Source organism: Nocardioides marmotae (assembly GCF_013177455.1).
In the GTDB taxonomy this organism is placed as follows: Bacteria; Actinomycetota; Actinomycetes; order Propionibacteriales; family Nocardioidaceae; genus Nocardioides; species Nocardioides marmotae.
Genome location: NZ_CP053660.1, coordinates 1,678,414 through 1,703,923, shown reverse-complemented (window position 1 = coordinate 1,703,923; position 25,510 = coordinate 1,678,414). Strand labels below are relative to the sequence as shown.

The 25,510-nt window shown below is 73.4% G+C and carries 25 protein-coding genes; 3 read left to right on the top strand and 22 right to left on the bottom strand.

All coding sequences use genetic code 11. The features are described 5' to 3' along the window. Positions 1-5 precede the first annotated feature (5 nt). The 7 genes from HPC71_RS08240 to trpC form a co-directional block, all read right to left on the bottom strand. The gene (locus tag HPC71_RS08240; protein WP_154615100.1) at positions 6-1,475 is read right to left on the bottom strand and encodes a glutamate synthase subunit beta; all 1,470 of its coding nucleotides are present in this window, start codon (positions 1,473-1,475) and stop codon (positions 6-8) included. Beyond that, positions 1,468-6,012 (bottom strand): glutamate synthase large subunit, encoded by a 4,545-nt coding sequence (gene gltB / locus HPC71_RS08235; RefSeq protein WP_253943953.1) that lies wholly within the window; start codon positions 6,010-6,012, stop codon positions 1,468-1,470. The genes HPC71_RS08240 and gltB overlap by 8 nt, the downstream gene beginning before the upstream one ends. A gap of 181 nt (positions 6,013-6,193) precedes the next feature. Further along, positions 6,194-7,084, bottom strand: coding sequence for a prolipoprotein diacylglyceryl transferase (gene lgt / locus HPC71_RS08230; protein ID WP_253943952.1), 891 nt, complete (start codon positions 7,082-7,084; stop codon positions 6,194-6,196). Continuing rightward, positions 7,081-7,698 (bottom strand): SCO family protein, encoded by a 618-nt coding sequence (locus HPC71_RS08225; protein WP_154615098.1) that lies wholly within the window; start codon positions 7,696-7,698, stop codon positions 7,081-7,083. Before HPC71_RS08225 ends, lgt begins: the two co-directional genes overlap by 4 nt. Continuing rightward, entirely contained in the window at positions 7,691-8,518 is an 828-nt protein-coding gene (trpA, locus tag HPC71_RS08220) for a tryptophan synthase subunit alpha (protein ID WP_216656570.1), read from the bottom strand. Before trpA ends, HPC71_RS08225 begins: the two co-directional genes overlap by 8 nt. Then, positions 8,515-9,798, bottom strand: a complete 1,284-nt coding sequence (trpB, locus tag HPC71_RS08215; protein ID WP_154615097.1) for a tryptophan synthase subunit beta — start codon at positions 9,796-9,798, stop codon at positions 8,515-8,517. Before trpB ends, trpA begins: the two co-directional genes overlap by 4 nt. Next, the gene (trpC, locus tag HPC71_RS08210) at positions 9,795-10,577 is read right to left on the bottom strand and encodes an indole-3-glycerol phosphate synthase TrpC (RefSeq protein WP_171896535.1); all 783 of its coding nucleotides are present in this window, start codon (positions 10,575-10,577) and stop codon (positions 9,795-9,797) included. Before trpC ends, trpB begins: the two co-directional genes overlap by 4 nt. A 146-nt stretch (positions 10,578-10,723) precedes the next feature. Here trpC and HPC71_RS08205 point away from each other — a divergent pair, with 146 nt between their 5' ends. After that, a complete protein-coding gene (locus HPC71_RS08205) occupies positions 10,724-11,155 on the top strand; it encodes a DUF4190 domain-containing protein (RefSeq protein ID WP_154615096.1) in 432 nt (143 codons plus the stop codon). A gap of 59 nt (positions 11,156-11,214) precedes the next feature. On the opposite strand, the gene HPC71_RS08200 is transcribed toward HPC71_RS08205, so the two are convergent. The 15 genes from HPC71_RS08200 to hisD all read right to left on the bottom strand — a co-directional run bounded on the left by HPC71_RS08200 (position 11,215) and on the right by hisD (position 23,992). Further along, entirely contained in the window at positions 11,215-11,616 is a 402-nt protein-coding gene (locus HPC71_RS08200; RefSeq protein ID WP_171896534.1) for a DUF2752 domain-containing protein, read from the bottom strand. 7 nt (positions 11,617-11,623) lie between these two features. Continuing rightward, positions 11,624-11,818, bottom strand: a complete 195-nt coding sequence (locus HPC71_RS08195) for an HGxxPAAW family protein (protein WP_154611949.1) — start codon at positions 11,816-11,818, stop codon at positions 11,624-11,626. Positions 11,819-11,890: 72 nt separating this feature from the next. Continuing rightward, positions 11,891-12,493, bottom strand: coding sequence for a Trp biosynthesis-associated membrane protein (locus tag HPC71_RS08190; protein ID WP_154615095.1), 603 nt, complete (start codon positions 12,491-12,493; stop codon positions 11,891-11,893). Further along, entirely contained in the window at positions 12,486-12,833 is a 348-nt protein-coding gene (gene hisI, locus HPC71_RS08185) for a phosphoribosyl-AMP cyclohydrolase (protein ID WP_171896532.1), read from the bottom strand. The genes HPC71_RS08190 and hisI overlap by 8 nt, the downstream gene beginning before the upstream one ends. A 188-nt stretch (positions 12,834-13,021) precedes the next feature. Then, positions 13,022-14,818 carry an ABC transporter ATP-binding protein gene (locus HPC71_RS08180; protein ID WP_154611951.1) on the bottom strand — a complete coding sequence of 599 codons (1,797 nt, stop codon included), beginning with the start codon at positions 14,816-14,818 and terminating at the stop codon, positions 13,022-13,024. Beyond that, on the bottom strand, positions 14,815-16,629 hold the full coding sequence (locus HPC71_RS08175; RefSeq protein ID WP_171896530.1) for an ABC transporter ATP-binding protein: 1,815 nt from the start codon (positions 16,627-16,629) through the stop codon (positions 14,815-14,817). Before HPC71_RS08175 ends, HPC71_RS08180 begins: the two co-directional genes overlap by 4 nt. Before the next feature lie 369 nt (positions 16,630-16,998). Further along, positions 16,999-17,682: a hypothetical protein gene (locus HPC71_RS08170; RefSeq protein ID WP_195849523.1), complete on the bottom strand. Its 684-nt coding sequence runs from the start codon at positions 17,680-17,682 to the stop codon at positions 16,999-17,001. A gap of 193 nt (positions 17,683-17,875) precedes the next feature. Further along, positions 17,876-18,310 (bottom strand): MOSC domain-containing protein, encoded by a 435-nt coding sequence (locus HPC71_RS08165; RefSeq protein WP_216656569.1) that lies wholly within the window; start codon positions 18,308-18,310, stop codon positions 17,876-17,878. A 17-nt stretch (positions 18,311-18,327) separates the two neighbouring features. After that, positions 18,328-19,089: an imidazole glycerol phosphate synthase subunit HisF gene (gene hisF / locus HPC71_RS08160; protein WP_171896528.1), complete on the bottom strand. Its 762-nt coding sequence runs from the start codon at positions 19,087-19,089 to the stop codon at positions 18,328-18,330. Next, positions 19,086-19,820 (bottom strand): bifunctional 1-(5-phosphoribosyl)-5-((5-phosphoribosylamino)methylideneamino)imidazole-4-carboxamide isomerase/phosphoribosylanthranilate isomerase PriA, encoded by a 735-nt coding sequence (priA, locus tag HPC71_RS08155; protein WP_154615093.1) that lies wholly within the window; start codon positions 19,818-19,820, stop codon positions 19,086-19,088. Before priA ends, hisF begins: the two co-directional genes overlap by 4 nt. Before the next feature lie 46 nt (positions 19,821-19,866). Then, on the bottom strand, positions 19,867-20,193 hold the full coding sequence (locus HPC71_RS08150; RefSeq protein ID WP_154615092.1) for a hypothetical protein: 327 nt from the start codon (positions 20,191-20,193) through the stop codon (positions 19,867-19,869). 54 nt (positions 20,194-20,247) lie between these two features. Then, positions 20,248-20,880 carry an imidazole glycerol phosphate synthase subunit HisH gene (gene hisH, locus HPC71_RS08145; RefSeq protein ID WP_171896526.1) on the bottom strand — a complete coding sequence of 211 codons (633 nt, stop codon included), beginning with the start codon at positions 20,878-20,880 and terminating at the stop codon, positions 20,248-20,250. A gap of 82 nt (positions 20,881-20,962) precedes the next feature. After that, positions 20,963-21,571, bottom strand: coding sequence for an imidazoleglycerol-phosphate dehydratase HisB (gene hisB, locus HPC71_RS08140; RefSeq protein WP_154611956.1), 609 nt, complete (start codon positions 21,569-21,571; stop codon positions 20,963-20,965). After that, positions 21,568-22,686: a histidinol-phosphate transaminase gene (locus HPC71_RS08135; protein WP_171896524.1), complete on the bottom strand. Its 1,119-nt coding sequence runs from the start codon at positions 22,684-22,686 to the stop codon at positions 21,568-21,570. The genes hisB and HPC71_RS08135 overlap by 4 nt, the downstream gene beginning before the upstream one ends. A gap of 7 nt (positions 22,687-22,693) precedes the next feature. Beyond that, the gene (gene hisD / locus HPC71_RS08130) at positions 22,694-23,992 is read right to left on the bottom strand and encodes a histidinol dehydrogenase (protein WP_154611957.1); all 1,299 of its coding nucleotides are present in this window, start codon (positions 23,990-23,992) and stop codon (positions 22,694-22,696) included. Positions 23,993-24,078: 86 nt separating this feature from the next. On the opposite strand from hisD, the gene HPC71_RS08125 reads away from it, so the two are divergent. Next, a complete protein-coding gene (locus HPC71_RS08125) occupies positions 24,079-24,744 on the top strand; it encodes an LON peptidase substrate-binding domain-containing protein (RefSeq protein WP_171896522.1) in 666 nt (221 codons plus the stop codon). Between the two features lie 258 nt (positions 24,745-25,002). Further along, positions 25,003-25,497, top strand: coding sequence for a Cys-tRNA(Pro) deacylase (gene ybaK, locus HPC71_RS08120; protein ID WP_154615091.1), 495 nt, complete (start codon positions 25,003-25,005; stop codon positions 25,495-25,497). Positions 25,498-25,510 lie beyond the last annotated feature (13 nt).

The window sequence follows — 25,510 nt, the reverse complement described above, 5'->3', positions numbered from 1 at the left end:
ATCGGTCAGACCATCAGCGGGCGGTCGGTCGGCTTGACCGGCGCCGGCAGCGCGGTCGTGCCGGTCAGGTAGGTGTCGACCGCCGCCGCGGCGGCGCGACCCTCGGCGATCGCCCACACGATGAGCGACTGCCCGCGACCCGCGTCGCCGGCGACGAACACGCCGGGGACGGTTGTCTGGTAGCCCAGGTCGCGCTTGATGTTGCCGCGCTCGTCGAGCTCGACGCCGAGCTGCTCGACCAGTCCGGGCCGCTCGGGGCCGGTGAATCCCATCGCGAAGAGGACCAGCTCGGCGGGGATGTCCCGCTCGCTGCCCTCGATCTCGACCAGCTTGCCGTCCTCGAGCTTGACGTCGACGAGCTTGAGCGCGCGGACGTTGCCGTCCTCGTCGCCGAGGAACTCCTTGGTCGAGACGGCGTAGACCCGCTCGCCGCCCTCCTCGTGCGCGGAGGAGACCCGGAAGGTCATCGGGTACGTCGGCCACGGCTGGCCCGCGGGCCGGCTCGTCGGCGGCTCGGGCATGATCTCGAGCTGGGTGATCGAGGCCGCGCCCTGACGGGTGGAGGTCCCGAGGCAGTCCGCGCCGGTGTCGCCGCCGCCGATGATCACCACGTGCTTGCCGGTCGCGGTGATCTGGCCCTCGACGCTCTCCCCCAGCGCGACCCGGTTGGCCTGCGGGAGGAACTCCATCGCCTGGTGGATCCCGCCGAGCTCGCGGCCCGGGGCCTGGAGGTCGCGCGGGACCGTGGACCCGATGGCGACGACCACGGCGTCGTACCGCTCGCGGAGCTTCTCGGCGGTCAGCGCACCGCTGCCCACCTCGACGCCGGCCCGGAAGACCGTGCCCTCGCGCCGCATCTGGTCGAGGCGGCGGTCGAGGTACTTCTTCTCCATCTTGAACTCGGGGATGCCGTAGCGCATCAGCCCGCCGATCTTGTCGGCGCGCTCGTAGACCGCGACGGTGTGGCCGGCCCGGGTGAGCTGCTGGGCGGCGGCGAGACCCGCCGGGCCCGAGCCGATCACCGCGACGGTGCGGCCCGAGAGCCACTCCGGCGGCTGCGGGCGGACGTACCCGGAGTCGAACGCGCGGTCGGCGATCGTGACCTCGACGTTCTTGATCGTCACCGGGTCCTGGTTGATGCCCAGGACGCAGGCCGCCTCGCACGGGGCGGGGCAGAGCCGGCCGGTGAACTCCGGGAAGTTGTTCGTCGCGTGGAGCCGGTCGATCGCGTCGTCCCAGTCATCGCGCCAGACCAGGTCGTTCCACTCGGGGATCAGGTTGCCCAGCGGGCAGCCCTGGTGGCAGAACGGGATGCCGCAGTCCATGCACCGGCCGGCCTGCGGCCCGATGATCGGCAGCAGCGCGCGACCGGCCGAGCCCGGGTAGACCTCGTTCCAGTCCTGGACGCGCTCCTCCACCGGGCGCCGGGCCGCGACCTCGCGACCCTCCTTCAGGAATCCCTTCGGGTCAGCCATGGAGGGCTCCCATCATCGCGTTCGCGGTCTCGGTCTCGTCCAGGCCCTCGGCCTCGGCCTTGGCCTTGGCCTCGATGACCTTGCGGTAGTCGGTCGGCATGATCTCGGTGAAGCGGGCCAGGGCGGCCGGCCAGTCGGCCAGCAGCGCCGCCGCGACCTCCGAGCCGGTCTCCTCGTGGTGCTCGCGCACCAGCTGCTCGAGCTCGACGGCTTCGTCCCCGGTGACCGGGCCGAGCTCGACGAGCTCGGTGTTGACCCGCTCCGGCTTGAGGTCGAGCACCCACGCGACGCCGCCGGACATGCCGGCAGCGAAGTTGCGGCCGGTCTTGCCCAGCACGACCACGCGGCCGCCGGTCATGTACTCACAGGCGTGGTCGCCCACGCCCTCGGTGACCGCCCAGGCGCCGGAGTTGCGGACGCAGAAGCGCTCGCCGACCCCGCCGCGCAGGAAGATCCGGCCCGAGGTGGCGCCGTAGCCGATCGTGTTGCCGGCGATGATCTGCTCCTCGGAGCGGAACGGTGCCGAGCGGTCGGGCCGCACGACGATCCGGCCGCCGGAGAGGCCCTTGCCGACGTAGTCGTTCGCGTCGCCCTCGAGGCGCAGCGTCATCCCGTTCGGCACGAACGCGCCGAAGGACTGGCCCGCCGAGCCGGTGAAGGTGAGGTCGATCGTCCCGTCGGGCAGCCCGGCGCCGCCGTACCGCTTGGTCACCTCGTGGCCGAGGATCGTGCCGACGGTGCGGTTGACGTTGCGGATCTCCACCTGCGCCCGCACCGGCTCGCCGCGCTCGAGCGCGGCCTGGGCCAGCGGGACGAGCGTGGTGACGTCGAGCGCCTTCTCCAGGCCGTGGTCCTGGCCGGTGGTGTTGCGCAGCGCGGCACCCTCGGGCAGCTCGGGCACGTGGAGGACCGGGGCGAGGTCGAGCCCCGCGGCCTTCCAGTGGTCGACCGCGGCGACGGTGTCGAGCGCGTCGACGCGGCCGACGGCCTCGTCGATGCTGCGGAAGCCGAGCTCGGCGAGGTACTCACGCACCTCCTGGGCGATGAACTCGAAGAAGTTCACGACGTACTCGGCCTTGCCGGTGAACCGCTCGCGCAGGACGGGGTTCTGCGTCGCGACGCCCACGGGGCAGGTGTCGAGGTGGCAGACCCGCATCATCACGCAGCCCGAGACGACCAGCGGCGCGGTCGCGAAGCCGAACTCCTCGGCGCCGAGCAGCGCCGCCACGACGACGTCGCGGCCGGTCTTGAGCTGGCCATCGGCCTGCACGACGATCCGGTCGCGCAGGTTGTTCAGCAGCAGGGTCTGCTGGGTCTCGGCGAGGCCGAGCTCCCAGGGACCGCCGGCGTGCTTGAGCGAGGTCAGCGGCGAGGCGCCGGTGCCGCCGTCGTTGCCCGAGATGAGCACGACGTCGGCGTGCGCCTTGGACACACCCGTCGCGACCGTGCCGACGCCGACCTCGGAGACCAGCTTCACGTGGACGCGGGCCGCCGGGTTGGCGTTCTTCAGGTCGTGGATCAGCTGCGCCAGGTCCTCGATCGAGTAGATGTCGTGGTGCGGCGGCGGGCTGATCAGGCCCACGCCCGGCGTGGAGTGCCGGGTCTTGGCCACCCACGGGTAGACCTTGTGGCCGGGCAGCTGCCCGCCCTCGCCGGGCTTGGCGCCCTGGGCCATCTTGATCTGGATGTCGTCGGAGTTGGTGAGGTACTCCGCGGTCACGCCGAACCGGCCCGAGGCGACCTGCTTGATCGCGCTGCGCCGCTCGGGGTCGTAGAGCCGCTCGGGGTCCTCGCCGCCCTCGCCGGTGTTCGACTTGCCGCCGAGCCGGTTCATCGCGATCGCGAGGGTCTCGTGCGCCTCCTGGCTGATCGAGCCGTAGGACATCGCGCCGGTCGAGAAGCGCTTGACGATCGAGGCGACCGACTCGACCTCCTCGACCGGGATCGGCTGACGGCCGGTGGACTCGGCGTCCTTGAACCGGAAGAGCCCGCGCAGCGTCATCAGCCGCGCCGACTGGTCGTCGACGCGCTGGGTGTACTGCTTGAACACGTCGTAGCGACCCGCACGCGTGGCGTGCTGGAGGCGGAAGACGGTCTCGGGGTCGAACAGGTGCGGCTCGCCGTCGCGGCGCCACTGGTACTCACCGCCCGTCTCGAGCTCGCGGTGGGCCGGCGAGATGCCGCCGCGGGGGTACGCCGCGGCGTGGCGCCGGGCGACCTCCTCGGCGAGGGTGTCGAGCTCGACACCGCCGAGCTTGGAGGTCGTGCCGGTGAAGTACTGGTCGACGACCGCCTGGGAGAGGCCGACCGCCTCGAAGATCTGCGCGCCGGTGTAGGAGGCCACCGTGGAGACGCCCATCTTCGACATCACCTTGAGCACGCCCTTGCCGAGCGCCTTGACCAGGTTCTTGACCGCGGCCTCGGGGTCGGCCTTGACGTAGTAGCCGTCGCGGGCGAGGTCCTCGACGGACTCCATCGCGAGGTAGGGGTTCACCGCGGCCGCGCCGTACCCGACGAGCAGGGCCACGTGGTGGACCTCGCGGACGTCGCCGGCCTCGACCAGCAGGCCGACCTGGGTGCGGGTCTTCTCCCGGACCAGGTGGTGGTGGACCGCACCGGTGAGCAGCAGCGACGGGATCGGCGCGAGCTCGGCGGTGGAGTGCCGGTCGGAGAGCACGATGACGCGCGCGCCCTCGGAGATCGCCTTGCTGACCTCCGCGCAGATCTCCTCGATCCGCCGGGCGAGCGCCGCGCCGCCGCCCTCGACCTCGTAGAGGCCGCGGGCGACGTGGGTGATGAAGCCCGGCATGTCGCCGTCGCGGTTGATGTGGCGGATCTTGGCCAGGTCGTCGTTGGAGATGACCGGGAACGGCAGGACCACCTGCCGGCACGAGGCCGGCTGCGGCTCGAGCAGGTTCGACTCCGGGCCGATGGTGCCGTTGAGCGAGGTGACGAGCTCCTCGCGGATGGCGTCCAGCGGCGGGTTCGTGACCTGCGCGAAGAGCTGGTTGAAGTAGTCGAAGAGCAGGCGCGGCCGGTCGCTGAGCGCCGCGATCGGGGTGTCGGTGCCCATCGAGCCGATCGGCTCGGCGCCGGTGTTGGCCATCGGCGTGAGGATGACCCGCAGGTCCTCCTGGGTGTAGCCGAAGACCTGCTGGCGCCGGGTGACCGAGGCGTGGGTGTGGACGATGTGCTCGCGGTCGGGGATGTCGTCGAGGTGGATGAGGCCGGCGTGCAGCCACTCCTCGTAGGGGTGCTCCGCGGCGAGCTCGGCCTTGACCTCCTCGTCCTCGATGATCCGGTGCTCGTCGGTGTCGACGAGGAACATCCGGCCCGGCTGGAGCCGGCCCTTGCGGACGACCTTGGCGGGGTCGATGTCGAGGACGCCGACCTCGGAGGCCAGGACGACGAGGCCGTCGTCGGTGACCCAGTAGCGCGAGGGGCGCAGGCCGTTGCGGTCCAGCACGGCGCCGATCTGCGAGCCGTCGGTGAACACGACGCAGGCCGGGCCGTCCCAGGGCTCCATCAGGGCGGAGTGGAACTCGTAGAACGCGCGGCGCTTGGCGTCCATCTCGCCGTGGTTCTCCCACGCCTCGGGGATCATCATCAGCACGGCGTGCGGCAGCGAGCGGCCACCCATGTGCAGCAGCTCGAGGACCTCGTCGAAGGACGCGGAGTCCGAGGCGCCCGGGGTGCAGATCGGGTAGAGCCGCTCGAGGTCGCCCGGGATCAGGTCGGAGTCCAGCAGCGCCTCGCGGGCCCGCATCCAGTTCCGGTTGCCCATGACGGTGTTGATCTCACCGTTGTGGGCGATGTAGCGGAACGGGTGCGAGAGCGGCCAGCTCGGGAAGGTGTTGGTGGAGAACCGCGAGTGGACCACGGCCATCGCCGAGGTCATCCGCTCATCGCGCAGGTCGGGGAAGACCTCGTCGAGCTGGGCGGGGGTGAGCATGCCCTTGTAGACCAGGGTGCGCGAGGACAGCGACGGGAAGTAGACGTCGGTCTCCCGCTCGGCGCGCTTGCGCAGGCAGAAGGCCATCCGCTCCAGGCCGAGGCCGGTCAGCCGGCTGCCCTTGCCCGCGACGAAGAGCTGGGCGAAGGTCGGCATGACCCCCAGCGCGGTCTGCCCCAGCGGCGAGGGGTCGACCGGCACCTCGCGCCAGCCGAGGACGTCGAGGCCCTCCTCGCCGGCGATCTCCTCGACGCGGCGGCGGGTGGCGGCGACCGCCTCCTCGTCACCGGGGAGGAACGCCGTGCCGACGGCGTACGCGCCGCGGCCCGGGAGCTCGAAGTCCACGACCTCGCGCAGGAACGCGTCGGGGACCTGGAGCAGGATGCCGGCACCGTCGCCGGAGTTGGCCTCGGCGCCCGCGGCTCCGCGGTGGTCGAGGTTGAGGAGCGCGGTCACGCCCTGGCGGACGATCTCGTGGCTCGCTTCGCCCGACAGGTTCGCGACGAAGGCCACACCGCACGCATCGTGCTCGTGGCTGGGGTCGTAGAGCCCTTGGGGCGGCGGGAACGCGTGCGAGTAGGGCACTGGGTTCTCCCGTCGTCGAGCCGGGCCGGGTGGAGGCACCGAGGTGGCTCCGACCGGGCGTCCGGCTGGTCGGCACATGCAGGAATCAGCGCGCTCGGGCCGGGGCCCGGGTGCTGAGGGGGTGCAGGGACGACATTGGCCCACGCGGAGGCGTCAGGTTACCACCGTGTTGCGGGCGGGATCACCGCACGACGTCGTCGCGGACGTCGTCCAGGTCACGCCCGTCGGTGTAGACGCTCTCCTCGCGGCCCGGGTGGCGCCGCGCGGACCACACGAAGTACGCCGCCGCGGCCACGAACAGCACGATCGAGGTCCACACGTTGAACCGCAGGCCACCGACGTCGGCGAGCTCGACGTCGTCGATGCGCAGCATCTCGATCCAGCCGCGGCCCAGCGTGTAGGCCATCACGTAGAGCGCGGCGACCCGGCCGTGACCCAGGCGGAAGCGGCGGTCGAGCCAGACCACCAGGGCGAACGCCGCGAGGCTCCACAGGCACTCGTAGAGGAACGTCGGGTGGAACGTCGCCTGGTCGAGGTAGCCCGAGGGCCGGTGGACCGGGTCGATCTCGAGCGCCCACGGCAGGTCGGTGGGCTTGCCGAACAGCTCCTGGTTGAACCAGTTGCCCCACCGGCCGATCGCCTGGGCGACCAGCACCGTCGGGGCGATGGCGTCGAGGACCGGCAACAGCTTGATGCCCTTGCGCCGGGCGCCGATGATCACGCCGACCGCGCCGAGCGCGATCGCGCCCCACACGCCGAGCCCGCCGCGCCACACGTACAGCGCGGTGATCGGGTCGTTGCCCTCGCCGAAGTAGCGACTGCTGTCGGTGGCGACGTGGTAGAGCCGGCCGCCGACGAGGCCGAACGGCACGCCCCAGATCGCGAGGTCCTGGATGTCCCCGGGCGTGCCGCCACGGGCGACCCAGCGCCGCTCGGAGAGCCAGACGGCCACGACGATGCCGAGGATGATGGCGAAGGCGTAGCCGCGCAGCGGCACCGGCCCGAGGTACCACGTGCCCTCCGCGGGGCTCGGGATGCTCATCACCACGAGGCCGGCGAGGCCGGTGCTCACGCGTCCCCCAGGAGGCTCGAGACGTCGTGGGCGAACTGCGCGGCCGAGGTCGACTGGCGCCAGAACATCGGCGCCCGGTCGTTGCCGTCGACGGCGATGACGTAGGTGCCGTGGCTGCCGAGGTCGTAGCCGCCGGACGCGAGCTCCTCACCGTCGGCGACGAAGACCCCGACCGACTCGGCGACGGCCTTGGTCGTCTCCAGGTCGCCGCGCACGCCGACGTACGACGGGTCGAACCGGTCGAGGTAGTCGCGCAGGACGGGGCCGGTGTCGGTAGCGGGGTCGGTGGTCACGAAGACCACCTCGACCTGCTCGCGCTCGGCGTCGTCGAGCTTGTTCAGCCCCGAGGTCAGCGTCTGCATGACCAGCGGGCAGACGTCGGGGCACTGGGTGTAGCCGAAGAACACCAGGGTGAGCCGGGCGTCGGTGTCCTCGGCGAGCGAGAACGGCTTCCCGTCGGTGTCCTTCATCGGCGTCGCGGCCACCTCGAAGGGCGGGTCGACGACGCTGCCGGTGACCTCCTGCTCCTCCCCTCCCCCGCCGCAACCGGTGAGGAGGAGGGCGGCGGCGAGCGAGGCGGCCAGGGTGGTGCGCAGCCGAGCCCTCCTAGCCACGCCGCACCCCCGCGGCGATGTCCTCGGTCAGGGCGCGGAGCGCGCGCAGGCCGGCGGCGCGGTCGTCGGCGTGGTCGAGCAGGGTCCGCACGAACGCCGAGCCGACGATGACACCGTCGGCGCCGATCCCGTCCTTGGCGGCGATCTCCGCGGCCTGGTCGCCGTTGCTGACGCCGAGCCCGACACCGACGGGGAGGTCGGCGCCAGCGGGGCGCAGCCGCTTGGCCCGGGCCACGAGCGGCCCGGCGAGGTCGCTGGTGGTCGCGCGGGCGCCGGTGACGCCCATGACGGCGGTGGCGTAGACGAAGCCGCGGCAGGCCGCGGTGGTCATCGCGATCCGCTCGTCGGTGGAGGACGGCGCGACGAGGAAGACCTTGTCCAGGCCGTGCTCGTCGGCGGCGGCGATCCACTCCGGCGCGCTGTCGGGGGTCAGGTCGGGGGTGATCAGGCCCGATCCCCCGGCGTTGGCGAGGTCCGCGGCGAACCGCGGCACGCCGTACCGCTCGACGGGGTTCCAGTAGGTCATCACCAGCGTGGGCGTGCCGGTCGCGGCGACCGCCTCGACGGTGCGCAGGACGTCGGAGGTGCGCACGCCGCCCTCCAGCGCGGCCTGCGCGGCCGCCTGGATCGTCGGGCCGTCCATGACCGGGTCGCTGTAGGGCAGGCCGATCTCGATGATGTCGCAGCCGGCGTCGACCAGCACGCGCAGCGCGTCGATGCCGCCGGCGACGTCGGGGTAGCCGGCCGGCAGGTAGCCGACCAGCGCGGCGCGGTCGTCGGCGCGCGCCTTCTCGAAGGCGGTGGTGCTGCTCAGCGTCATCCGACGGGCTCCTCGGTCACGTCGTCGGAGACCTCGGCCTCGGTGCGGCCCAGGCCGAACCACTCGATCGCGGTCCCCATGTCCTTGTCGCCGCGGCCCGAGAGGTTGACCAGGACGGTCGCCTCGGGGCCCTTCTCGGCGGCCAGCTCGCGGGCCACGCGCATCGCGCCGGCGACGGCGTGGGCGGACTCGATCGCCGGGATGATGCCCTCGGTGCGGCTCAGCAGCGCCATGGCCTCCATCGCCTCGGCGTCGGTGACCGGGGTGTACGTCGCCCGGCCGGTCGCCGCGAGGTGGGCGTGCTGCGGGCCCACGCCCGGGTAGTCCAGGCCGGCGGAGATCGAGTGGGACTCGATCGTCTGGCCGTCGGCGTCCTGGAGGACGTAGGTGCGGGCGCCGTGGAGCACGCCGCTGTCCCCGGCGTGGATCGTCGCCGCGTGGCGCGGGGTGTCGACGCCCTCGCCGCCCGGCTCGAAGCCGTGGATCGCGACGCCCTCGTCGTCGAGGAAGGCGGCGAACAGCCCGATCGCGTTCGACCCGCCGCCCACGCACGCGGCGATCGCGTCCGGCAGCACGCCGTAGCGCTCCAGGCACTGGGCGCGCGCCTCGTCGCCGATGCCGCGGGTGAAGTCGCGGACCATGCTCGGGAAGGGGTGCGGGCCGGCCGCGGTCCCGAAGAGGTACGCCGTGTGGTCGACGCTGGCGACCCAGTCGCGCAGCGCCTCGTTGATCGCGTCCTTGAGCGTGGCGCTGCCCGACTCCACCGGGACCACCTTGGCGCCGAGCAGGTGCATCCGGGCGACGTTGAGCGCCTGGCGGCGGGTGTCGACCGCGCCCATGTAGACGGTGCAGTCGAGCCCGAAGTAGGCCGCGGCCGTCGCGCTGGCGACGCCGTGCTGGCCCGCGCCGGTCTCGGCGATGACCCGGGTCTTGCCCATCCGCTTGGTCAGCAGCGCCTGGCCCAGCACGTTGCGGATCTTGTGCGCGCCGGTGTGGTTGAGGTCCTCGCGCTTGAGCAGGATCCGGGCGCCGACCTGCCGGCTGAGCCGCTCCGCGTGGTACAGCGGGCTGGGCGTGCCGGCGTAGTCGCGCAGGATCGCCTCGAAGTCGGCGACGAAGGCCGGGTCGGCCATCGCCTCCTCCCAGGCCGCGGTCAGCTCATCGAGCGCGGAGACCAGCGCCTCGGGCATGAAGCGGCCGCCCCAACCGTGCTCGGGGCCGCCGAACCAGCCGCGCTCGTCGGCGTCGTAGGTGCCCGTGCGTCCGGCCTCGGTCGTCATGCCCCTGCTCCCGTCATCGCGCGCACCGCGGCTCGCGGGTCGCCGTCCTTCACCAGGGCCTCGCCGACCAGCACCGCGCGGGCGCCCTCGCCCACGAACCGGGCGACGTCGGCGGGCGAGAAGATCCCCGACTCCGCGACCTTGACCCGGTCGTCCGGGACGAGCGGCGCGAGTCGCCCGAAGGTGTCGGCGTGGATCTCCAGCGTCTTGAGGTTGCGGGCGTTCACGCCGACCAGCTCGGCGCCGAGGTCGACCGCGCGCTCGGTCTCGGCCTCGTCGTGGACCTCCACGAGCACCGTCAGGCCGAGCTCGCGGGCCTCGTCGTACAGCCGGCGCAGCTCGTCGCCCGGCAGGGCGGCCACGATGAGCAGCGCCAGGTCGGCGCCGGCCGCGCGGGCCTCGACGAGCTGGTAGGACGAGACGATGAAGTCCTTGCGGAGGACCGGCACGTCGACCGCCGCGCGGACCGCGCGGAGGTCGGCCAGGCTGCCGCCGAAGCGGCGCTGCTCGGTGAGCACGCTGATCGCGGCGGCGCCGCCGGCGGCGTACTCCTTGGCCAGCACGGCGGGGTCGGGGATGTCGGCCAGGTCGCCCTTGCTGGGGCTGCGGCGCTTGACCTCCGCGATGACGCTCGAGCCGGGCGCACGGAAGTGCGGCATCGGGTCACGGGGCGGGTCGGCGTCGGCCAGGGCCGCACGCACGTCGGCGAGGGGCAGGGCCGCCTCGCGCTCCGCGAGGTCGGCCCGGACCCCGGCGACGATGTCGTCGAGCACGGACACGGGTCCTCCTCGGGCTTGGATCGGGGTGGATCGGCTGGATCGGGCTGCGCCGATCTGCCTCCCGAGAGTCTGACACGCCGGCCGCTACGGTCCTCGCACGGGCCGGCGCCGTGGGCGCCCGGCCGTGACCCCGAGGAGACCCCGTCATGAGCTACACCGATCCGCCCCCGCCGTCTGGGCCGTACGGCGGGGAGCAGCCGCCCTCCGGCGGCCAGCCGCCCTCCGGCGGCCAGCCGCCCTACGGGGGCCAGCCGCCCTACGGCGACCAGCCGTACGGCGCCGGCCAGCCGGGCCAGCCGCCGCGGACCTCCGGGAAGGCGACCGCCGCGATGGTGACCGGCCTGGTGGGCCTGTTCACGATCTGCTGCGGCTTCTTCGTCGCCTCGAGCATCGCCGCCGTGGTCCTCGGCTTCCTGGCCCGCAAGGAGATCGAGGCCTCCGGCGGCGCGCTCGGCGGTCGCACGCAGGCCCTGACCGGGATCATCGCCGGCTGCATCGGGATCGCGGCGTTCCTGCTCTCGATCGTGCTGGTCGCCACCGGCGCCGTGGACTACGACTTCGACTACAGCACGTCCTGATCCACGTCCTGATCCACGCCTGATCCGCGCCTGATCCAGGCGGCACGCGACCTGCCCGGTCAGGGCGCCAGCCAGGCCCCGGCCGGCAGGTTGCGGAGCACCGCGAAGACCACGGCCACCACGCACAGCGTGACCGTGCCGCCGACCACGAAGCGCTGGTCGGGCTCGCGGGTCTCCCCGCGCCAGCGCCGCGCGACCCACCACAGGTAGAGCGCGGCCAGCACGGGCAGCAGGCCGATGAGGAGCAGGTTGCTCGACGCCGCGTCGGCGAAGCGCCCGTTCGTCAGGTCGTTGACCGCCCGCAGGCCGCCGCAACCGGGGCACCAGAAGCCCAGCGCGGCGCTCGGACAGGAGCCCCACGAGCCGCGCTCGTGGGGGTCGCGCAGGTGCAGCGCGAGCGTGGCGGCCGCGAGGCCGCCGAGGGTGACCGCGGGCGCCAGGAGGCGCCGACCGCGGGTCACCGGGTGATCACCCGTGCAGGCCCATCTTGTCCATCACGATGAACAGGACGAGGGCGCCGACGACCATGGCGACGCCGACCCAGAAGATCACGAAGCTGATCGGGTCGAGCATCAGCCCGACCCCGCCCACGATGAAGCCGATCATGGCGACCACGACGGCGGTCCAGGCCGCGGGGGTGTTGCCGTGGTTGTCGTTAGACATGCGTGGAGCTCCTCGATCGGGGGTTCGGTGCGGGGCGGAACGCGGCTGATCCTAGCGACACCGGGGCGGCGGTCAGGCCGTCGGGTCGTGCCCCTCGTCCATCGCCTTCCACAGCTCGATGTTGCTGGCGTCCTCGGGGGCCACGGCCTTCGCCGGGGCGGCGGGGCCACCGGCCGGGGCGTCGTACCGGCTGCCCATCTCCGGCCACGCCGGGGCCAGGCGCACCGCGAGCACGCTCGCGACCAGGGTGAGGACCGCGCCGAGGGCCGAGGCGGCGTACCACGCGGTCCGGGTGATGTCGGGCTCGACGCCGGAGCCGGCGTACACGGCCTGGACGTCCTCGACGGTCGAGGACCAGCCGGCGACGACGGCCACGACCAGGCCGAGCGCCGCGACCGCTCCGAGGAGGGCGACCGCGCGGCGCACCCGGCGGCGGGTGACCAGCACGACGCCCCAGCAGGCGAGCACGACGAGCGCGGCTGCGGTGGCCGCGGGCATCTCGCCGGCGTCGCTCACGGCGTAGCCGGCCAGGGCGGCCGCTCCCCCGTCGGAGCCGGCCTCGGCCCAGGGCCGGCTGCCGCCGACCGCGGCGAGCGTGCCGCCGGCGAGGCCGGCCAGCACGACCGGCCCGAAGGTCTTGCGCCGGTCGCGGCGGACGGTCTCCTGCTCAGCCACAGGTCGGCAGCTCCACGGCGTCGAAGCAGGTGCGGTCGCCGGTGTGGCAGGCGGCGCCCTCCTGGTCCACGGCGACGAGCAGGGTGTCGCCGTCGCAGTCGAGGCGGACCTCCTTGACCCACTGGACGTTGCCGGAGGTCTCCCCCTTGACCCAGTACTCCTGGCGGGAGCGGGACCAGTACGTCGCCCGGCCGGTCGTCAGGGTGCGGTGCAGCGCCTCGTCGTCCATCCAGCCGAGCATCAGCACCTCGCGGGTGTCGTGCTGCTGGACCACCGCGGGCACCAGGCCGTCGGCGGTGCGCTTGAGGCGGGCGGCGATGTCGGGTGCCAGGGAGCTCACCTGCTCAGTATCCCCGGCCACCGTCACCGGGTTCCGGGCTGGGGCCCGGTGACGGGATAGTCCGCCACGCACGCGCCCTTGACCCGGCCGGAAAGGGCGCGGGTGTGTCGGACTATCCCGCCGGGGCGTGGGTACGCCGGGCCGGCTGCGGGTCGTGGGTGCCGGGGCGGCTCCCGCGTCGGCGGCCCTCAGCTGCCCTGCTGGGCCACCCAGGAGGCGTGGAGGCCGGCGTACACGCCGCCCTCCTCGGCCACGAGCGCTGCGTGCGGCCCGCGCTGGACGACCTGTCCGCGGTCGACGACGACGACCTCGTCGGCGTTCTCCGCGGTGGAGAGCCGGTGGGCGATCGTGACCGAGGTGCGCCCGCGCATCAGCCGCTCCAGCGCGCGGCCGATCCGCATCTCCAGGGCGGGGTCGACCGCGCTGGTCGCCTCGTCGAGGACGAGCAGGTCGGGGTCGGCGAGGTGGGCGCGCAGGAGCGCGACGAGCTGCCGCTCCCCCGCCGAGAGCGACTCGCCGCGCTGGCCCACCGGGGTCTGGATCCCGCGGGGCAGGCCGGCGATCCAGTCGCCCAGGCCGAGCTCGGCGGCGCTGGCCAGGATCTCCTCGTCGGTGGCGTCGAGCTTGCCGTAGCGCACGTTCGCGGCGAGCGTGTCGTCGAAGAGGAAGCCCTCCTGGGGCACCAGCACCACGCTGCTGCGCAACGAGGCCGAGCCGATGTCGCGGACGTCGACGCCGTCGAGCAGCACCCGCCCCTCGGAGGGGTCCATCAGCCGGGTCAGCAGCTTGGCGACCGTCGACTTGCCCGAGCCGGTCTCGCCGACGACCGCCACGCGGAGGCCGGCGTCGATCGCCAGGTCGATGTCGCGCAGCACCAGCGGGCCGCCGGGGTAGGCGAAGGAGACGTGCTCGAAGCACACGTCGATCGGGCCGCGCGGCAGGACGGCACCGTCCGGGCCGGGGTCGACCAGGTCGGCCGGCGTCTCCAGGATGCCGATCACCCGCCGCCAGCCGGCGATGGCGTTCTGGGCGTCGGTGAGGATCTGGGTGCCCATCTGCACCGGGCCGACGAACAGCGTCACGAGGAACGCGAACGCGACCACCTCCCCCGCGGTGATGTCGCCGCCCCACAGCCGGCCCTGGCCCAGCCAGATGCCGACGATGAGCACGCCGGCGTTGGCCAGGCCCGCCGAGACGCCGCCGAGGGAGAAGGAGAACGCGGTGAAGCCCTGCGCCCGGGTGCTGGCCGCCTTGTGGGCGTCGATCGCCTCGTCGATGCGCCGCTGGGTGCGGTCCTCGACGGCGTAGGAGCGGACCACGGCCGCGCCGACGACCGGCTCGGACACGGCCGAGAGCATCAGGCCGACCTGGCGACGTACGGTGCCGTAGGCGTCGGAGAGCTTGCGCTGGAAGTAGCGCAGGGACAGGAACAGCGGCGCGAAGCACAGCCACACCACGAGCGCGAGCTGCCAGCTGTAGACGACCATCACGACGGTCGCGACGAGCACCTGCCCGACGCTGACGACGAACAGCAGGCCGCCGAAGACGAGGAACTGGCTGACCTGGTCGACGTCGCTGGTGACGCGGGCGACCAGGGCGCCGCGGCGCTCGGTGTTCTGGGTCAGCAGCGGCAGGTCGTGGACGTGGCGGAAGGCCTTGGTGCGCAGCGTCGCCAGCCCGCGCTCGGCGGAGGTGAAGAGCCGGGTGGTCATCTTGTACGACGCCCAGCTCGTGACCACGATGGCGAGCGCGGCGATGACGCCGGCCCAGACGGTGAAGGAGACGTCCGGCCCGCTGGGGCCGTTGATGCCGCGGTCGAGCACCTGCTGGACCACGATCGGTACGACGACCTGGCCCGCGGAGGCGACCACCGCCAGCGCGAGCGTCCCGCCGATGCCCTCCTTGAGCTCGGGTGAGAAGTGCACCCCGCGCCGGATGGTGCGGATGGCGCCGATGTCCTCGCCGGAGTCCATGACGGTGCTCATGCGGTCACCTCCGCGTGCTCGTCGTCGTGCTCCTGCTCGTAGGCGTTCACCAGGTTGGCGTAGGCGGCGCTGCGGGCCAGGAGCTCGGCGTGGGTGCCGCGGTCGGCGATCCGGCCGTCCTCGAGGTGGACGACCTCGTCGGCGAGCGCGATGGTCGCCTTGCGGTAGGCGACGACCACCAGCGAGGGGCCCTCGCCTGACTCGTCGCGCAGGGCGGCGAGGATGCGCGCCTCGACCTCGGGGTCGACCGCCGAGGTGGCGTCGTCCAGCACGAGCAGTCGAGGGCGGCGCACGAGCGCGCGGGCCAGGGAGATCCGCTGGCGCTGGCCGCCGGACAGCGAGGTCCCGCGCTCGCCGAGGCGGGTGTCGAGCCCGTGCGGGAGGGCCGCGACGAAGCCGTCGGCCTGGGCGGCCCGCAGCGCGGCCCACACCTCCTCGTCGGTCACGTCGGCGCCGAGGGCGACATTGCCGCGGACGGTGTCGTCGAAGAGGAACGGCGTCTGGGGCACCGCCGCGACCGCCCGGGCCAGCTCGCCGCGGGCCAGGTCGCGCAGGTCGGTGCCGTCGAGGAGGATCCGGCCGGCGTCGGGGTCGACGAGCCGGCTGAGCAGCATCGTCAGGGTGCTCTTGCCCGACGCGGTCGCCCCGACGACGGCCACGGTGCGACCCGGCTCGACGGTCAGGTCGACGCCGTCGAGCAGCCGGCGGTCGGGGTCGTAGGAGTAGCTCAGCCCCTCCACGCGCAGGGCCGCCCCGCGGGCGCCGGTCGCGACCACGCCGGTCGAGGTGCGGTCGCCGTACGGCATCTCGCCGGCGGCGTCGAGGACGCTGCGCACCCGCTGGTAGCCCACGACGCTGCGCGGGAACTCACCGAGCAGCCAGCCGATCGAGCGGATCGGGAAGGAGACGATCGTGAGGAGGTAGGCCACCGTCACCACGTCCCCGGCGTCGGTCGCGCCGCTGAGGACGCGGGAGACGCCGACGGCGAGGACGACCAGCACGCCGAGGTTCGGCAGCGCGGCCAGCGTCGGGTCGAAGGCCGCGCGGATGCGGCCGGCCTTGATGTTGACGTCGCGCAGCTCGCGGGCGCGGGCGGCGAACCGCTCGGTCTCCTCGCCCTCGCGGCCGAGGGTCTTGACGACCATCGCGCCGTCGAAGGACTCGTGGGCGATCTCGCTGACCTCGGCGCGCAGCTGCTGCGCGCGGGTCATCCAGCCCTGGGCGAGCCGCTGGTAGGCGACGTTCACGGCGATGACGACCGGGAAGATCGTGAGGCCCACCAGCGCGAGCACGACGTCGGCGAAGAACATCTGCGCGACCGCGATCACCATCATCGCGACCGTGCCGACCGCCATCGGCAGCGGCGCGATCGGCCCCCACGCGGCCTCGACGTCGGCGTTGGCGTTGGAGAGCAGCTGGCCGGTCGGGTGGCGCTGGTGCCACTCCATCGGCAGGGTGAGGTACTGGCGGGTGACCGCGCGGCGGGTGTGGGCCTGCATCCGGTACTGCATGACGCCGGCGCCGAGCCGTCGCGCGACGATCCCGACCGCGCGGAGGATGGCGACGCCGAGGAACAGCGCGAGCACCGCGAGCAGCATGTCGGCGCCGACCTCGCCGGTCTCGAAGGCCGGCAGCACGACGTGGTCGGTCGACCAGCCGAGCACCCACGCGTCCGCGACGGTCAGCGCGCCGAACAGCACGCTCCCGAGCGTCGAGACGGTGAAGATCCACGGCTCCCGCTTGATCGCCACCCACAGCACGCGGAACCCCGCTGCTGTGGACCCTCGACCCTGATGCTGCTCGTCCGTCACCCGCTCCTGCTTCCCTCGACCTCCGCCCAACAGCCGGGCCGCGCCACGATATTCCGCAGCCCCAACCCGGCCGACGCCTCCCCCATGCCGCCGAGGTGGCACTCCTGCAGGGTCGAGGTGGTACTCGTGCAGGGTCGAGGTGGTACTCGTGCAGGGTCGGGGCCAGGTGTCGGAGTCACCGGTTAACCGGTGACTCCTGCACATACCGGGGCAGATCTGCCCCGATAAGTGCAGGGGTCACCTGAGAAGTGGTACCCGCGTGACCACTGGGGCCGGGTACGCCGCGAGCGGCCGCCGGCGTACCGGCGACCGCTCGAGGACGGGGCAAGCTGTGGAGTTGTCAGTGCGTCCCGGGCCAGCCGGTCACGGTCAGCGCTTGTCGGCAGCGCGCTGGGTGGCGTCGAAGACCATGTTCACGGTGTTGCCCAGACCCTGGAACTCGTTGCCCGCAGCCGCCGGGAACGACAGCGTCACCCGCAGGTTCGAGACCTTCGCGTCCGTGTTCAGCGCCGTGGTCGCCGCGGCCAGGTCCAGGTTCGCACCCACCACCGGACGCGAGGCCAGCACCTGGGTGGTGGTGCCGGCGCACTTCAGGGCCCCGTTGGCCTTGGCCGGGTCGACCTTCACCCAGGCCACCGAGCACTGGTCGACGGCCAGCTGCAGACCGTTGGTGATGTCCGTGGTCAGCAGGTTGCTCGTCGCGCCGGTCGTGGTGAGCTTGACCGACCCGAACTTCTCATCCGTCGCGCCGCGGGTCAGCACCACGTCGCGCTCGATCGTGTCACCGGGCACCAGGCCGGCCGCCGCGATGCTCGGGCCCTGCGTGCTCGTGCCCTTGCCCAGGGTGATCCGGCCCGCGTCGACCTGCTCGGTGGCCGAGGTGGTCGAGGTGAACGCACCGAAGGTGCCCAGGCCCGCCACCGACGCAGCACCCGCGACCAGCGCCACCGAGGCCACGATCTTGACCGCGGTGGTCCGGCTGCGACGCGAGACCTTCCGACCCGTGACGGCCTTGCGGGAGCCGGTGGCCTTGCGGGAGGTGGTGGAGGTCATCGGAGGAGCCTTTCGAGAAGGGGATCCGCCGGCATCTCCGGCGGGGTGTTCCTTGATGACCAGAACTCTGCCGCCCCCACATCAAGGCACCACCCGCCACAACCACGACGTTCCCTCAAGCCCTCCGCAAGACCCCTGAGACAGCGCTGCGGCACCTCGGGAAGGGCAACCCCGGCACGACATCCCGGCCCGGTCAGTGCGTGGGGCGGACCTCGGCGGCCTCGTCGCCGAGGCGGATGGCGCCGGAGGTGAGGGCGCGCAGGATCGAGCCGCCGCGTCGGCGCAGCGCCGCGGCGCCGCCGGGCCCCATCGAGGTCTCCATCACCCGGCACGGGGCGGCGACGCGGACGACCTCGAGCAGCACCTCGCCGACCTGGAGGCGGACGCCGGGCTCGGTGGGGACCGCTCCCCCGCCCACCGTGACCGTACGTCGCGTGGCGCTCGGCGGGACGGCCCGGCCGAGGGCGGCTGCGGCTTCGGCGAGCGCCTCGGCGGACTGGACCGAGACGTGCCGGTGCCGCGTGCCCCACCACCGGTCGCCGACGACGCCGCGGCCGGCGACGACCTCGATGCTCGTCCGCGCCTGCATCGGCGCGTGCCGCTCGGGCGCGACGTGCAGCGCCGTCACCCGCCCGAGCGAACCGGTCACCGGACGGGGTGACCGGCCTCGTCGAGCGCGCGCTTGACGTCGCCGATGCGCAACGTGCCGAAGTGGAAGACCGTGGCCGCGAGGACCGCGTCGGCGCCGGCCTCGACGGCGGGCGGGAAGTGCTCGACGCGGCCGGCGCCGCCGGAGGCGATGACGGGGATCGAGACCTCGCGACGTACCGCCGCGATCAGGTCGAGGTCGAAGCCGTCCTGGGTCCCGTCGGCGTCCATCGCGTTGAGCAGGATCTCGCCGGCGCCGAGCTCGGCGGCGCGCACGGCCCACTCGACCGCGTCGATGCCGGCGGACTTCCGGCCGCCGTGGGTGGTGACCTCGAAGCCGGAGGCGGTGCCGGCGGCGCGGCGCGCGTCGACCGACAGCACGAGCACCTGGTTGCCGAACCGGTCGGCGATCTCGGCGACCAGCTCGGGCCGGCGGATGGCGGCGGTGTTGACCGCGACCTTGTCCGCGCCGGCCCGCAGCAGCCGGTCGACGTCGGCGACCGAGGCGACACCGCCGCCGACCGTGAGCGGGATGAAGACCTGCTCGGCAGTGGCCGAGACGATCTCCATCGTGGTCGAGCGGCCCTCGTGGGAGGCGGAGATGTCGAGGAAGGTCAGCTCGTCGGCGCCCTCGGCGTCGTAGACCTTGGCCAGCTCGACCGGGTCACCGGCGTCACGCAGGTCCTGGAAGTTGATGCCCTTGACCACCCGACCGCCGTCGACGTCCAGGCACGGGATGACCCGGACCGCGAGCGTCACGACGCCCCGCCGCGGGTCAGGGCGAGCGCGTCCTCGAGGGTGAACCGGCCCTCGTAGAGCGCGGTGCCGGCGATCGCGCCCTCCACGCCGACGGGCACGAGGTCCATCAGCGCGCGGATGTCGTCGAGCGTGCTCACCCCGCCCGAGGCGATGACCGGGCGGTCCGTGGCGGCGCAGACGTCGCGCAGCAGCTGGAGGTTGGGGCCCTGGAGCATGCCGTCCTTGTTCACGTCGGTGACGACGTAGCGCGCGCAGCCCTCGGCGTCGAGGCGGGCGAGGGTCTCGTAGAGGTCGCCGCCGTCCTTGGTCCAGCCGCGGGCGGCCAGGGTGGTGCCCCGGACGTCGAGGCCGATCGCGATCCGGTCGCCATGCTCGGCGATGATCCGCGCGCACCACGCCGGGTTCTCCAGTGCGGCGGTGCCGATGTTGACCCGCCGGCAGCCGGTGGCCAGCGCCGCCTCCAGCGACTCGTCGTCGCGGATGCCGCCGCTCATCTCCACGTCGATGTCGAGCGCGCCGACGATCTCGGCCTGCAGCTCGCGGTTCGAGCCGCGCCCGAACGCCGCGTCGAGGTCGACCAGGTGCAGCCACTCCGACCCGGCGTCCTGCCACCGGCGCGCGGCCGCGACCGGGTCGCCGTACACGCGCTCGGAGCCGGCGACGCCCTGGGCGAGCTGGACGGCGCGGCCCTCGGTGATGTCGACGGCGGGCAGCAGCTGGAGGTGGGACATGGTTCTCGCTTCCAAGGTGGGGACGGGCGCTGGGCTCCGGAGGTGCTCAGCGTCGGAACAGCAGGGTGAACAGGACGGGCGCGGCGAGCACCGAGACCACGAGCGCGCCCAGCCGGGCCGACCACTCCGGCACGAAGACCCAGACCGCGACGTTGGCGACCAGCAGGCCGGCGAGCAGCCACTGCCACTGACGGCGGCGCCGCGCGGCGAGGATCCCGGTCGGACGGGTCCGCCGCGCGGGCAGGCGCGAGGTCATCGCCCGGACGCGCGCGTCGCGGCGCTCGCGACGCTCGGCCTCGGCCGCGCGGGCCGCCGTGAGGACCGCGGCCTCGCGCTGCCGCTCCTCGCGACGCCGGGCCCGCTCCTTGCTCATCGGGGGCTCATCGGGGGCTCACCGGGGGCTCACCGGACGTTCACCGGTCGGCGCTCACAGGGAGGCGACCCAGTTGCGGAACAGCGCCGCGCCCGCGTCGCCGGACTTCTCCGGGTGGAACTGGGTCGCGGTGAGCGGGCCGTTCTCGACGGCCGCGACGAACCGGTCGCCACCGTGCTCGGCCCAGGTCACCAGCGGCGCGCGCGTGCGGTTGTTGGTGACCAGCTCCCAGTCGCGGACGCCGTAGGAGTGCACGAAGTAGAACCGCTCCTCCTCGATGCCCGCGAAGAGCGTGGAGCCCTCGGGGACCTCGACGGTGTTCCAGCCCATGTGCGGGACGACCGGCGCCTGGAGCCGCTCGACCACGCCCGGCCACTCGTCGCAACCGTCGGTCTCCACGCCGTGCTCGACCCCGCGGCCGAAGAGGATCTGCATCCCGACGCAGATGCCGAGGATCGGGCGCCCGCCGGCGAGCCGGCGACCGATGAGCCGGTCGCCCTTGATCGCGCGCAGGCCCTCCATGCACGCCGCGAACGCCCCGACGCCCGGCACGAGCAGGCCGTCCGCGGCCAGGCAGGTGTCGAAGTCCGAGGTCAGCTCGACCTCGGCGCCGGCCCGCTCGACCGCGCGCACCGCGGAGCGCAGGTTGCCCGAGCCGTAGTCGAGGACCGCGACCTTCGCAGTCACATCGACCCCGCGGGATCGGGGTCCCCGCGGCGTCGTCCGGCGGAGGAGCGCAGCGGAGGAGCCGGGGAACGTCGCGGGGTGATCACAGCGCCCCCTTGGTCGAGGGGATGCCCGTCTCGCGGGGGTCGAAGGCGACCGCGTCGCGGAAGGCGCGGGCGAACGCCTTGAACTGGGTCTCCACGATGTGGTGCGGCTCGCGGCCGGCGAGGACGCGCACGTGCAGGGCGAAGTGGCCGTGGAAGGCGATCGACTCGAAGACGTGCTGGGTCAGCGAGCCCAGGTAGGCCGGGGTGCTGCCACCGAGCTGGACGTACTGCTGCCCCTCCGGCTCGCCGGTGTGCACGCAGTAGGGCCGGCCCGAGACGTCGACGACGGCGTGGACGAGCGCCTCGTCCAGCGGCACCGTGGCGTCGCCGAACCGCCGGATGCCGACCTTGTCGCCCAGCGCCTGGCGCAGCGCCTGGCCCAGCGCGATCGCGGTGTCCTCGGTGGTGTGGTGGGCGTCGATCCAGTGGTCGCCCTCGGACTGCACGGTCAGGTCGACCAGGCTGTGCCGCGCGAACGCGGTGAGCATGTGGTCGTAGAACCCGATCCCGGTCGAGACGTCGTGGCGGCCGCTGCCGTCGAGGTCGACCTCGACGAGCACCTTGGACTCGCTGGTCTGCCGCTCGATGCGTGCGGTACGGCTCATCGGTCCGTCCCCTTCCCTGCTTCGGTGTCCATGACCTGGCTCAACGCTCCACGGAACGCATCCATCTCCCCGGCTGTTCCGATCGAGACCCGCAGCCAGCCCGGCGGGCCGACCTCGCGGACGAGCACCCCCCGGTCCAGCAGGCCCTGCCAGACAGCATGCCGGTCGGCGAAGGTGCCGAACAGGGCGAAGTTGGCGTCGCTCTCGGCGACCTGGAGTCCCTGTTCGCGCAGCCAGGCCACCGTGCGGTCGCGCTCGGCGCGCAGCTCGTCGACCTTGCCGAGCAGCTCCGGGGCGTGCCGCAGCGCCGCGACGGCGGCGGCCTGGGTGACCGAGGAGAGGTGGTAGGGCAGTCGCACCACGCGGATCGCGTCGCAGATCGCCGGGTCGGCCGCGAGGTAGCCCAGCCGCAGGCCGGCGGCGGCGAACGCCTTGCTCATCGTCCGCGTGACGACCAGGTTGCGGTGGACCGGGAGCAGCTCGAGCGCGCTCGGGACGCCGGCGCGGCGGAACTCGCCGTACGCCTCGTCGACCACGACCAGGCCCTGCGGCTCGTAGGCCGCCGCCGCCTCGCACAGCACGGTGACCGCCTCGGGCGGCAGCGCCGTGCCGGTCGGGTTGTTCGGCGAAGGCAGCAGCACCACGCTCGGCCGGTGCTCGCGCACCAGCGCCGCGGCCGCGTCGAGGTCGAGGGAGAAGTCGTCCTCGCGCCGCCCCTGGACCCAGGTGGTGGAGGTGTCGCGGGCGTACTCCGGATACATCGAGTACGTCGGCGCGAAGCTCAGCGCCGAACGGCCCGGACCGCCGAAGGCCTGCAGCAGCTGCAGCATGACCTCGTTGGAGCCGTTGGCCGCCCACACCTGCTCGACCGCGATCCCGTGCGGGGTGTCGCGCGCGAGGTACTCGGCCAGCGCGGTGCGCAGCGCGACGTGCTCGCGGTCGGGGTAGCGGTGCAGCCCCCGCGCGGCCTCCGCGACCGACGCCGCGATGTCGGCGACGCAGGCCTCGGAGGGGCCGTAGGGGTTCTCGTTGGTGTTGAGCTGGACCGGCACGTCCAGCTGGGGGGCGCCGTACGGCTCGAGGCCGCGCAGCTCCTCCCGGATCGGGGGGAACACGACGCGATCAGCCCCCGAAGCGGACGCGCACCGCGGCGCCGTGGCCCGGCAGGTCCTCGGCCTCGGCGAGGGTCACCACGTGGTCGGCGACCTCGGCGAGCGCCTCGCGGGAGTAGTCCACGACGTGCACCGACTTGGTGAACGCGCGCACCGAGAGACCCGAGGAGTGGCAGGCGCAGCCGCCGGTCGGCAGCACGTGGTTGGAGCCGGCGCAGTAGTCGCCGAGGCTGACCGGGGCGTGCGGGCCGACGAAGATCGCGCCGGCGTTGCGGACCCGGGCGGCCCAGGCGGCGGCGTCCTCGGTGTGGATCTCGAGGTGCTCGGCGGCGTAGGCGTTGACCACCTCGAGGCCCTGCTCGAGGTCGGAGACCAGCACGACGCCGGACTGCGGGCCGGTCAGCGCGGTGCGGATCCGCTCGGTGTGCTTGGTGGCGTAGACCTGCTTCTCCAGCTCGGCCTCGACGTCGGCGGCCAGCCGCTCGGACGGGGTGACCAGCACCGAGCCGGCCAGCGGGTCGTGCTCGGCCTGGCTGACCAGGTCGGCGGCGACGTACGCCGCGTCGGCGGTGTCGTCGGCGAGGACCGCGATCTCGGTGGGACCGGCCTCGGAGTCGATGCCCACCAGGCCCTTGAGCAGCCGCTTGGCGGTGACGGTGTAGATGTTCCCCGGACCGGTGACCAGGTCGACCCGCTCGCACGGGCCGGTGCCGTAGGCGAACATCGCGATGGCCTGGGCGCCGCCGACGGCGTACACCTCCTCCACGCCGAGCAGCGCGCACGCCGCCAGGATCGTGGGGTGCACCTGGCCACCGAAGTCCTTCTGCGGCGGCGAGGCCAGCGCGATCGACTCCACGCCGGCGACCTGGGCGGGCACGACGTTCATCAGCACGCTGGAGACCAGCGGTGCCAGGCCGCCGGGCACGTAGAGGCCGACGCGGCGGATCGGGACCTTGCGGTGCGTGACGCGGGCGCCCGGACCGAGGTCGGTGACCGCGTCGTGCTCGAGCTCGGCCGTGCAGGTCGCGCGCAGGCGCCGGATCGACTCCTCCAGCGCGGCGCGGATGGCGGGGTCGAGCCGCTCGAGCGCCGCGGTGGTCGCCCCGGCGGGGACGCGGAGCTCGTCGAGCTCCACACCATCGAAGGTGCGGGCGTACTCCTTGATCGCGTCGACGCCGCGGGTGCGCACCGCCTCGCAGATGGCATGCACCGCGGGCACCGCAGCCTCGACGTCGAAGTCGGCCCGGGGGACGACGTCGCGGTAGTCGACGGGACCCGTGGTCCCGCGCAGGTCGATGCGGCGGATCATGGCGCCGATCCTACGTTCGCCGCTGCCGCCGTCCCGAACCGGTGACGCTGGCCGGACGCACCGGTGCCGCGGACTAGGTTGGTGCCGTGACCGACACGCTGCCGCTGTTCCCGCTCAACGCGGTGCTCTTCCCCGGCGTCAGCGTGCCGCTGACCGTCTTCGAGGACCGCTACCGCGCGATGGTGCACCACCTGCTGCGTGTCGAGGACCCCGCCGAGCGGGTCTTCGGCTCGGTCGCGATCCGCGAGGGCTACGAGGTCGGCGACCACGGCGCGCAGTCGCTGCACCGGATCGGCGTGCGGGTGCAGATGACCGAGGTCGAGCCGCACCCCGACGGCTCCTTCGACATCGTCGCCGTCGGGCTGGACCGCATCGAGCTGGAGCGGCTCGACACCACCGGGCTGTTCCCCGTCGGGCACGTCCACGACCGGCCCGAGCCGGTCCGTCCGGTGCCCGAGGGGCTGCTCGAGCAGGCACGCGCGACCTTCGTGGCCTACCGGGCGGCGCTGGCCGAGATCCGCACGGACCCCTACGACGGCACGCTGCCGCGCGACGCGTCGTACCTCTCCTGGACGCTGGCGGCCTGCGCTCCCCTGCCGATGCCCGAGCGGCAGATGCTGCTCGAGGCCGAGGACGCCGAGGAGCGGCTGGTGCTCGTCACCGACCTGCTGCGCACCGAGCTGCGCGCGATGAACGTGATCCCCTCCCTGCCCGCCACCGACGTCGCCCGCACCCGCTGGTCGCCCAACTGAGAGCACAGCGCACGCGAGGAACGAGCGAGCGCGTCGTGCGCGAAGATCGAGCAAGCGCACAGCGCACGCGAGGGACGAGCGGGCGCGTCGTGCGCGAAGATCGAGCAAGCGACGCGACCGAGGGACGAGGTCGCGCGAGCGTGTCGAGATCCGGTGAGGGACGCGTCCACGCGCACGCGAGGAACGAGGTCGCGCGAGCGTGACGAGATCCGGCGAGGGGCGCGCCGAGCGCAACCACGACCGCCGGGAGGAGAGACCATGGCCAAGAAGAAGGCAGCGCGCGCCGGCGGCACCCCCGCGACCGTCGCGCTGAGCGCGGCCGGGATCGCGTTCACCACCCACGAGTACGACCACGACCCCCGCGCCGCGTCCTTCGGCCTGGAGGCCGCGGAGGCGCTCGGCCTGGAGCCGGCGTGCGTGTTCAAGACACTGATGGCGAACCTCGACGGCGCGCTCGTCGTCGGCATCGTCCCGGTCGACCGGCAGCTGGACCTCAAGGCACTCGCCCGGGCGCTCGGCGGCAGCAAGGCCGCGATGGCGGAGGTCGCCGCGGCCGAGCGGGCCACCGGGTACGTCGCCGGCGGCATCTCCCCGGTCGGCCAGAAGCGGGCCCACCCCACCGTCGTCGACGCCAGCGCGCTCGACCACCCGACGGTCTACGTCTCCGGCGGCCGGCGCGGGCTCGACCTCGGCCTCGCGCCGGCCGACCTCGTCGCCGTCACCTCCGCGACGGTCGCGCCGATCGCCCGCTGAGGGCCCCGCCGCG

Bases quoted from the DNA above. Each gene is read 5' to 3' on its own strand.
- HPC71_RS08240 (WP_154615100.1), bottom strand. From the start codon at position 1,475: ATGGCTGACCCGAAGGGATTCCTGAAGGAGGGTCGCGAGGTCGCGGCC.
- trpA (WP_216656570.1), bottom strand. From the start codon at position 8,518: ATGACGCTGAGCAGCACCACCGCCTTCGAGAAGGCGCGCGCCGACGAC.
- trpB (WP_154615097.1), bottom strand. From the start codon at position 9,798: ATGACGACCGAGGCCGGACGCACGGGCACCTACGACGCCGACGAGCGC.
- HPC71_RS08205 (WP_154615096.1), top strand. From the start codon at position 10,724: ATGAGCTACACCGATCCGCCCCCGCCGTCTGGGCCGTACGGCGGGGAG.
- HPC71_RS08195 (WP_154611949.1), bottom strand. From the start codon at position 11,818: ATGTCTAACGACAACCACGGCAACACCCCCGCGGCCTGGACCGCCGTC.
- HPC71_RS08180 (WP_154611951.1), bottom strand. From the start codon at position 14,818: ATGAGCACCGTCATGGACTCCGGCGAGGACATCGGCGCCATCCGCACC.
- HPC71_RS08170 (WP_195849523.1), bottom strand. From the start codon at position 17,682: ATGACCTCCACCACCTCCCGCAAGGCCACCGGCTCCCGCAAGGCCGTC.
- priA (WP_154615093.1), bottom strand. From the start codon at position 19,820: ATGTCCCACCTCCAGCTGCTGCCCGCCGTCGACATCACCGAGGGCCGC.
- HPC71_RS08150 (WP_154615092.1), bottom strand. From the start codon at position 20,193: ATGAGCAAGGAGCGGGCCCGGCGTCGCGAGGAGCGGCAGCGCGAGGCC.
- hisB (WP_154611956.1), bottom strand. From the start codon at position 21,571: ATGAGCCGTACCGCACGCATCGAGCGGCAGACCAGCGAGTCCAAGGTG.
- hisD (WP_154611957.1), bottom strand. From the start codon at position 23,992: ATGATCCGCCGCATCGACCTGCGCGGGACCACGGGTCCCGTCGACTAC.
- ybaK (WP_154615091.1), top strand. From the start codon at position 25,003: ATGGCCAAGAAGAAGGCAGCGCGCGCCGGCGGCACCCCCGCGACCGTC.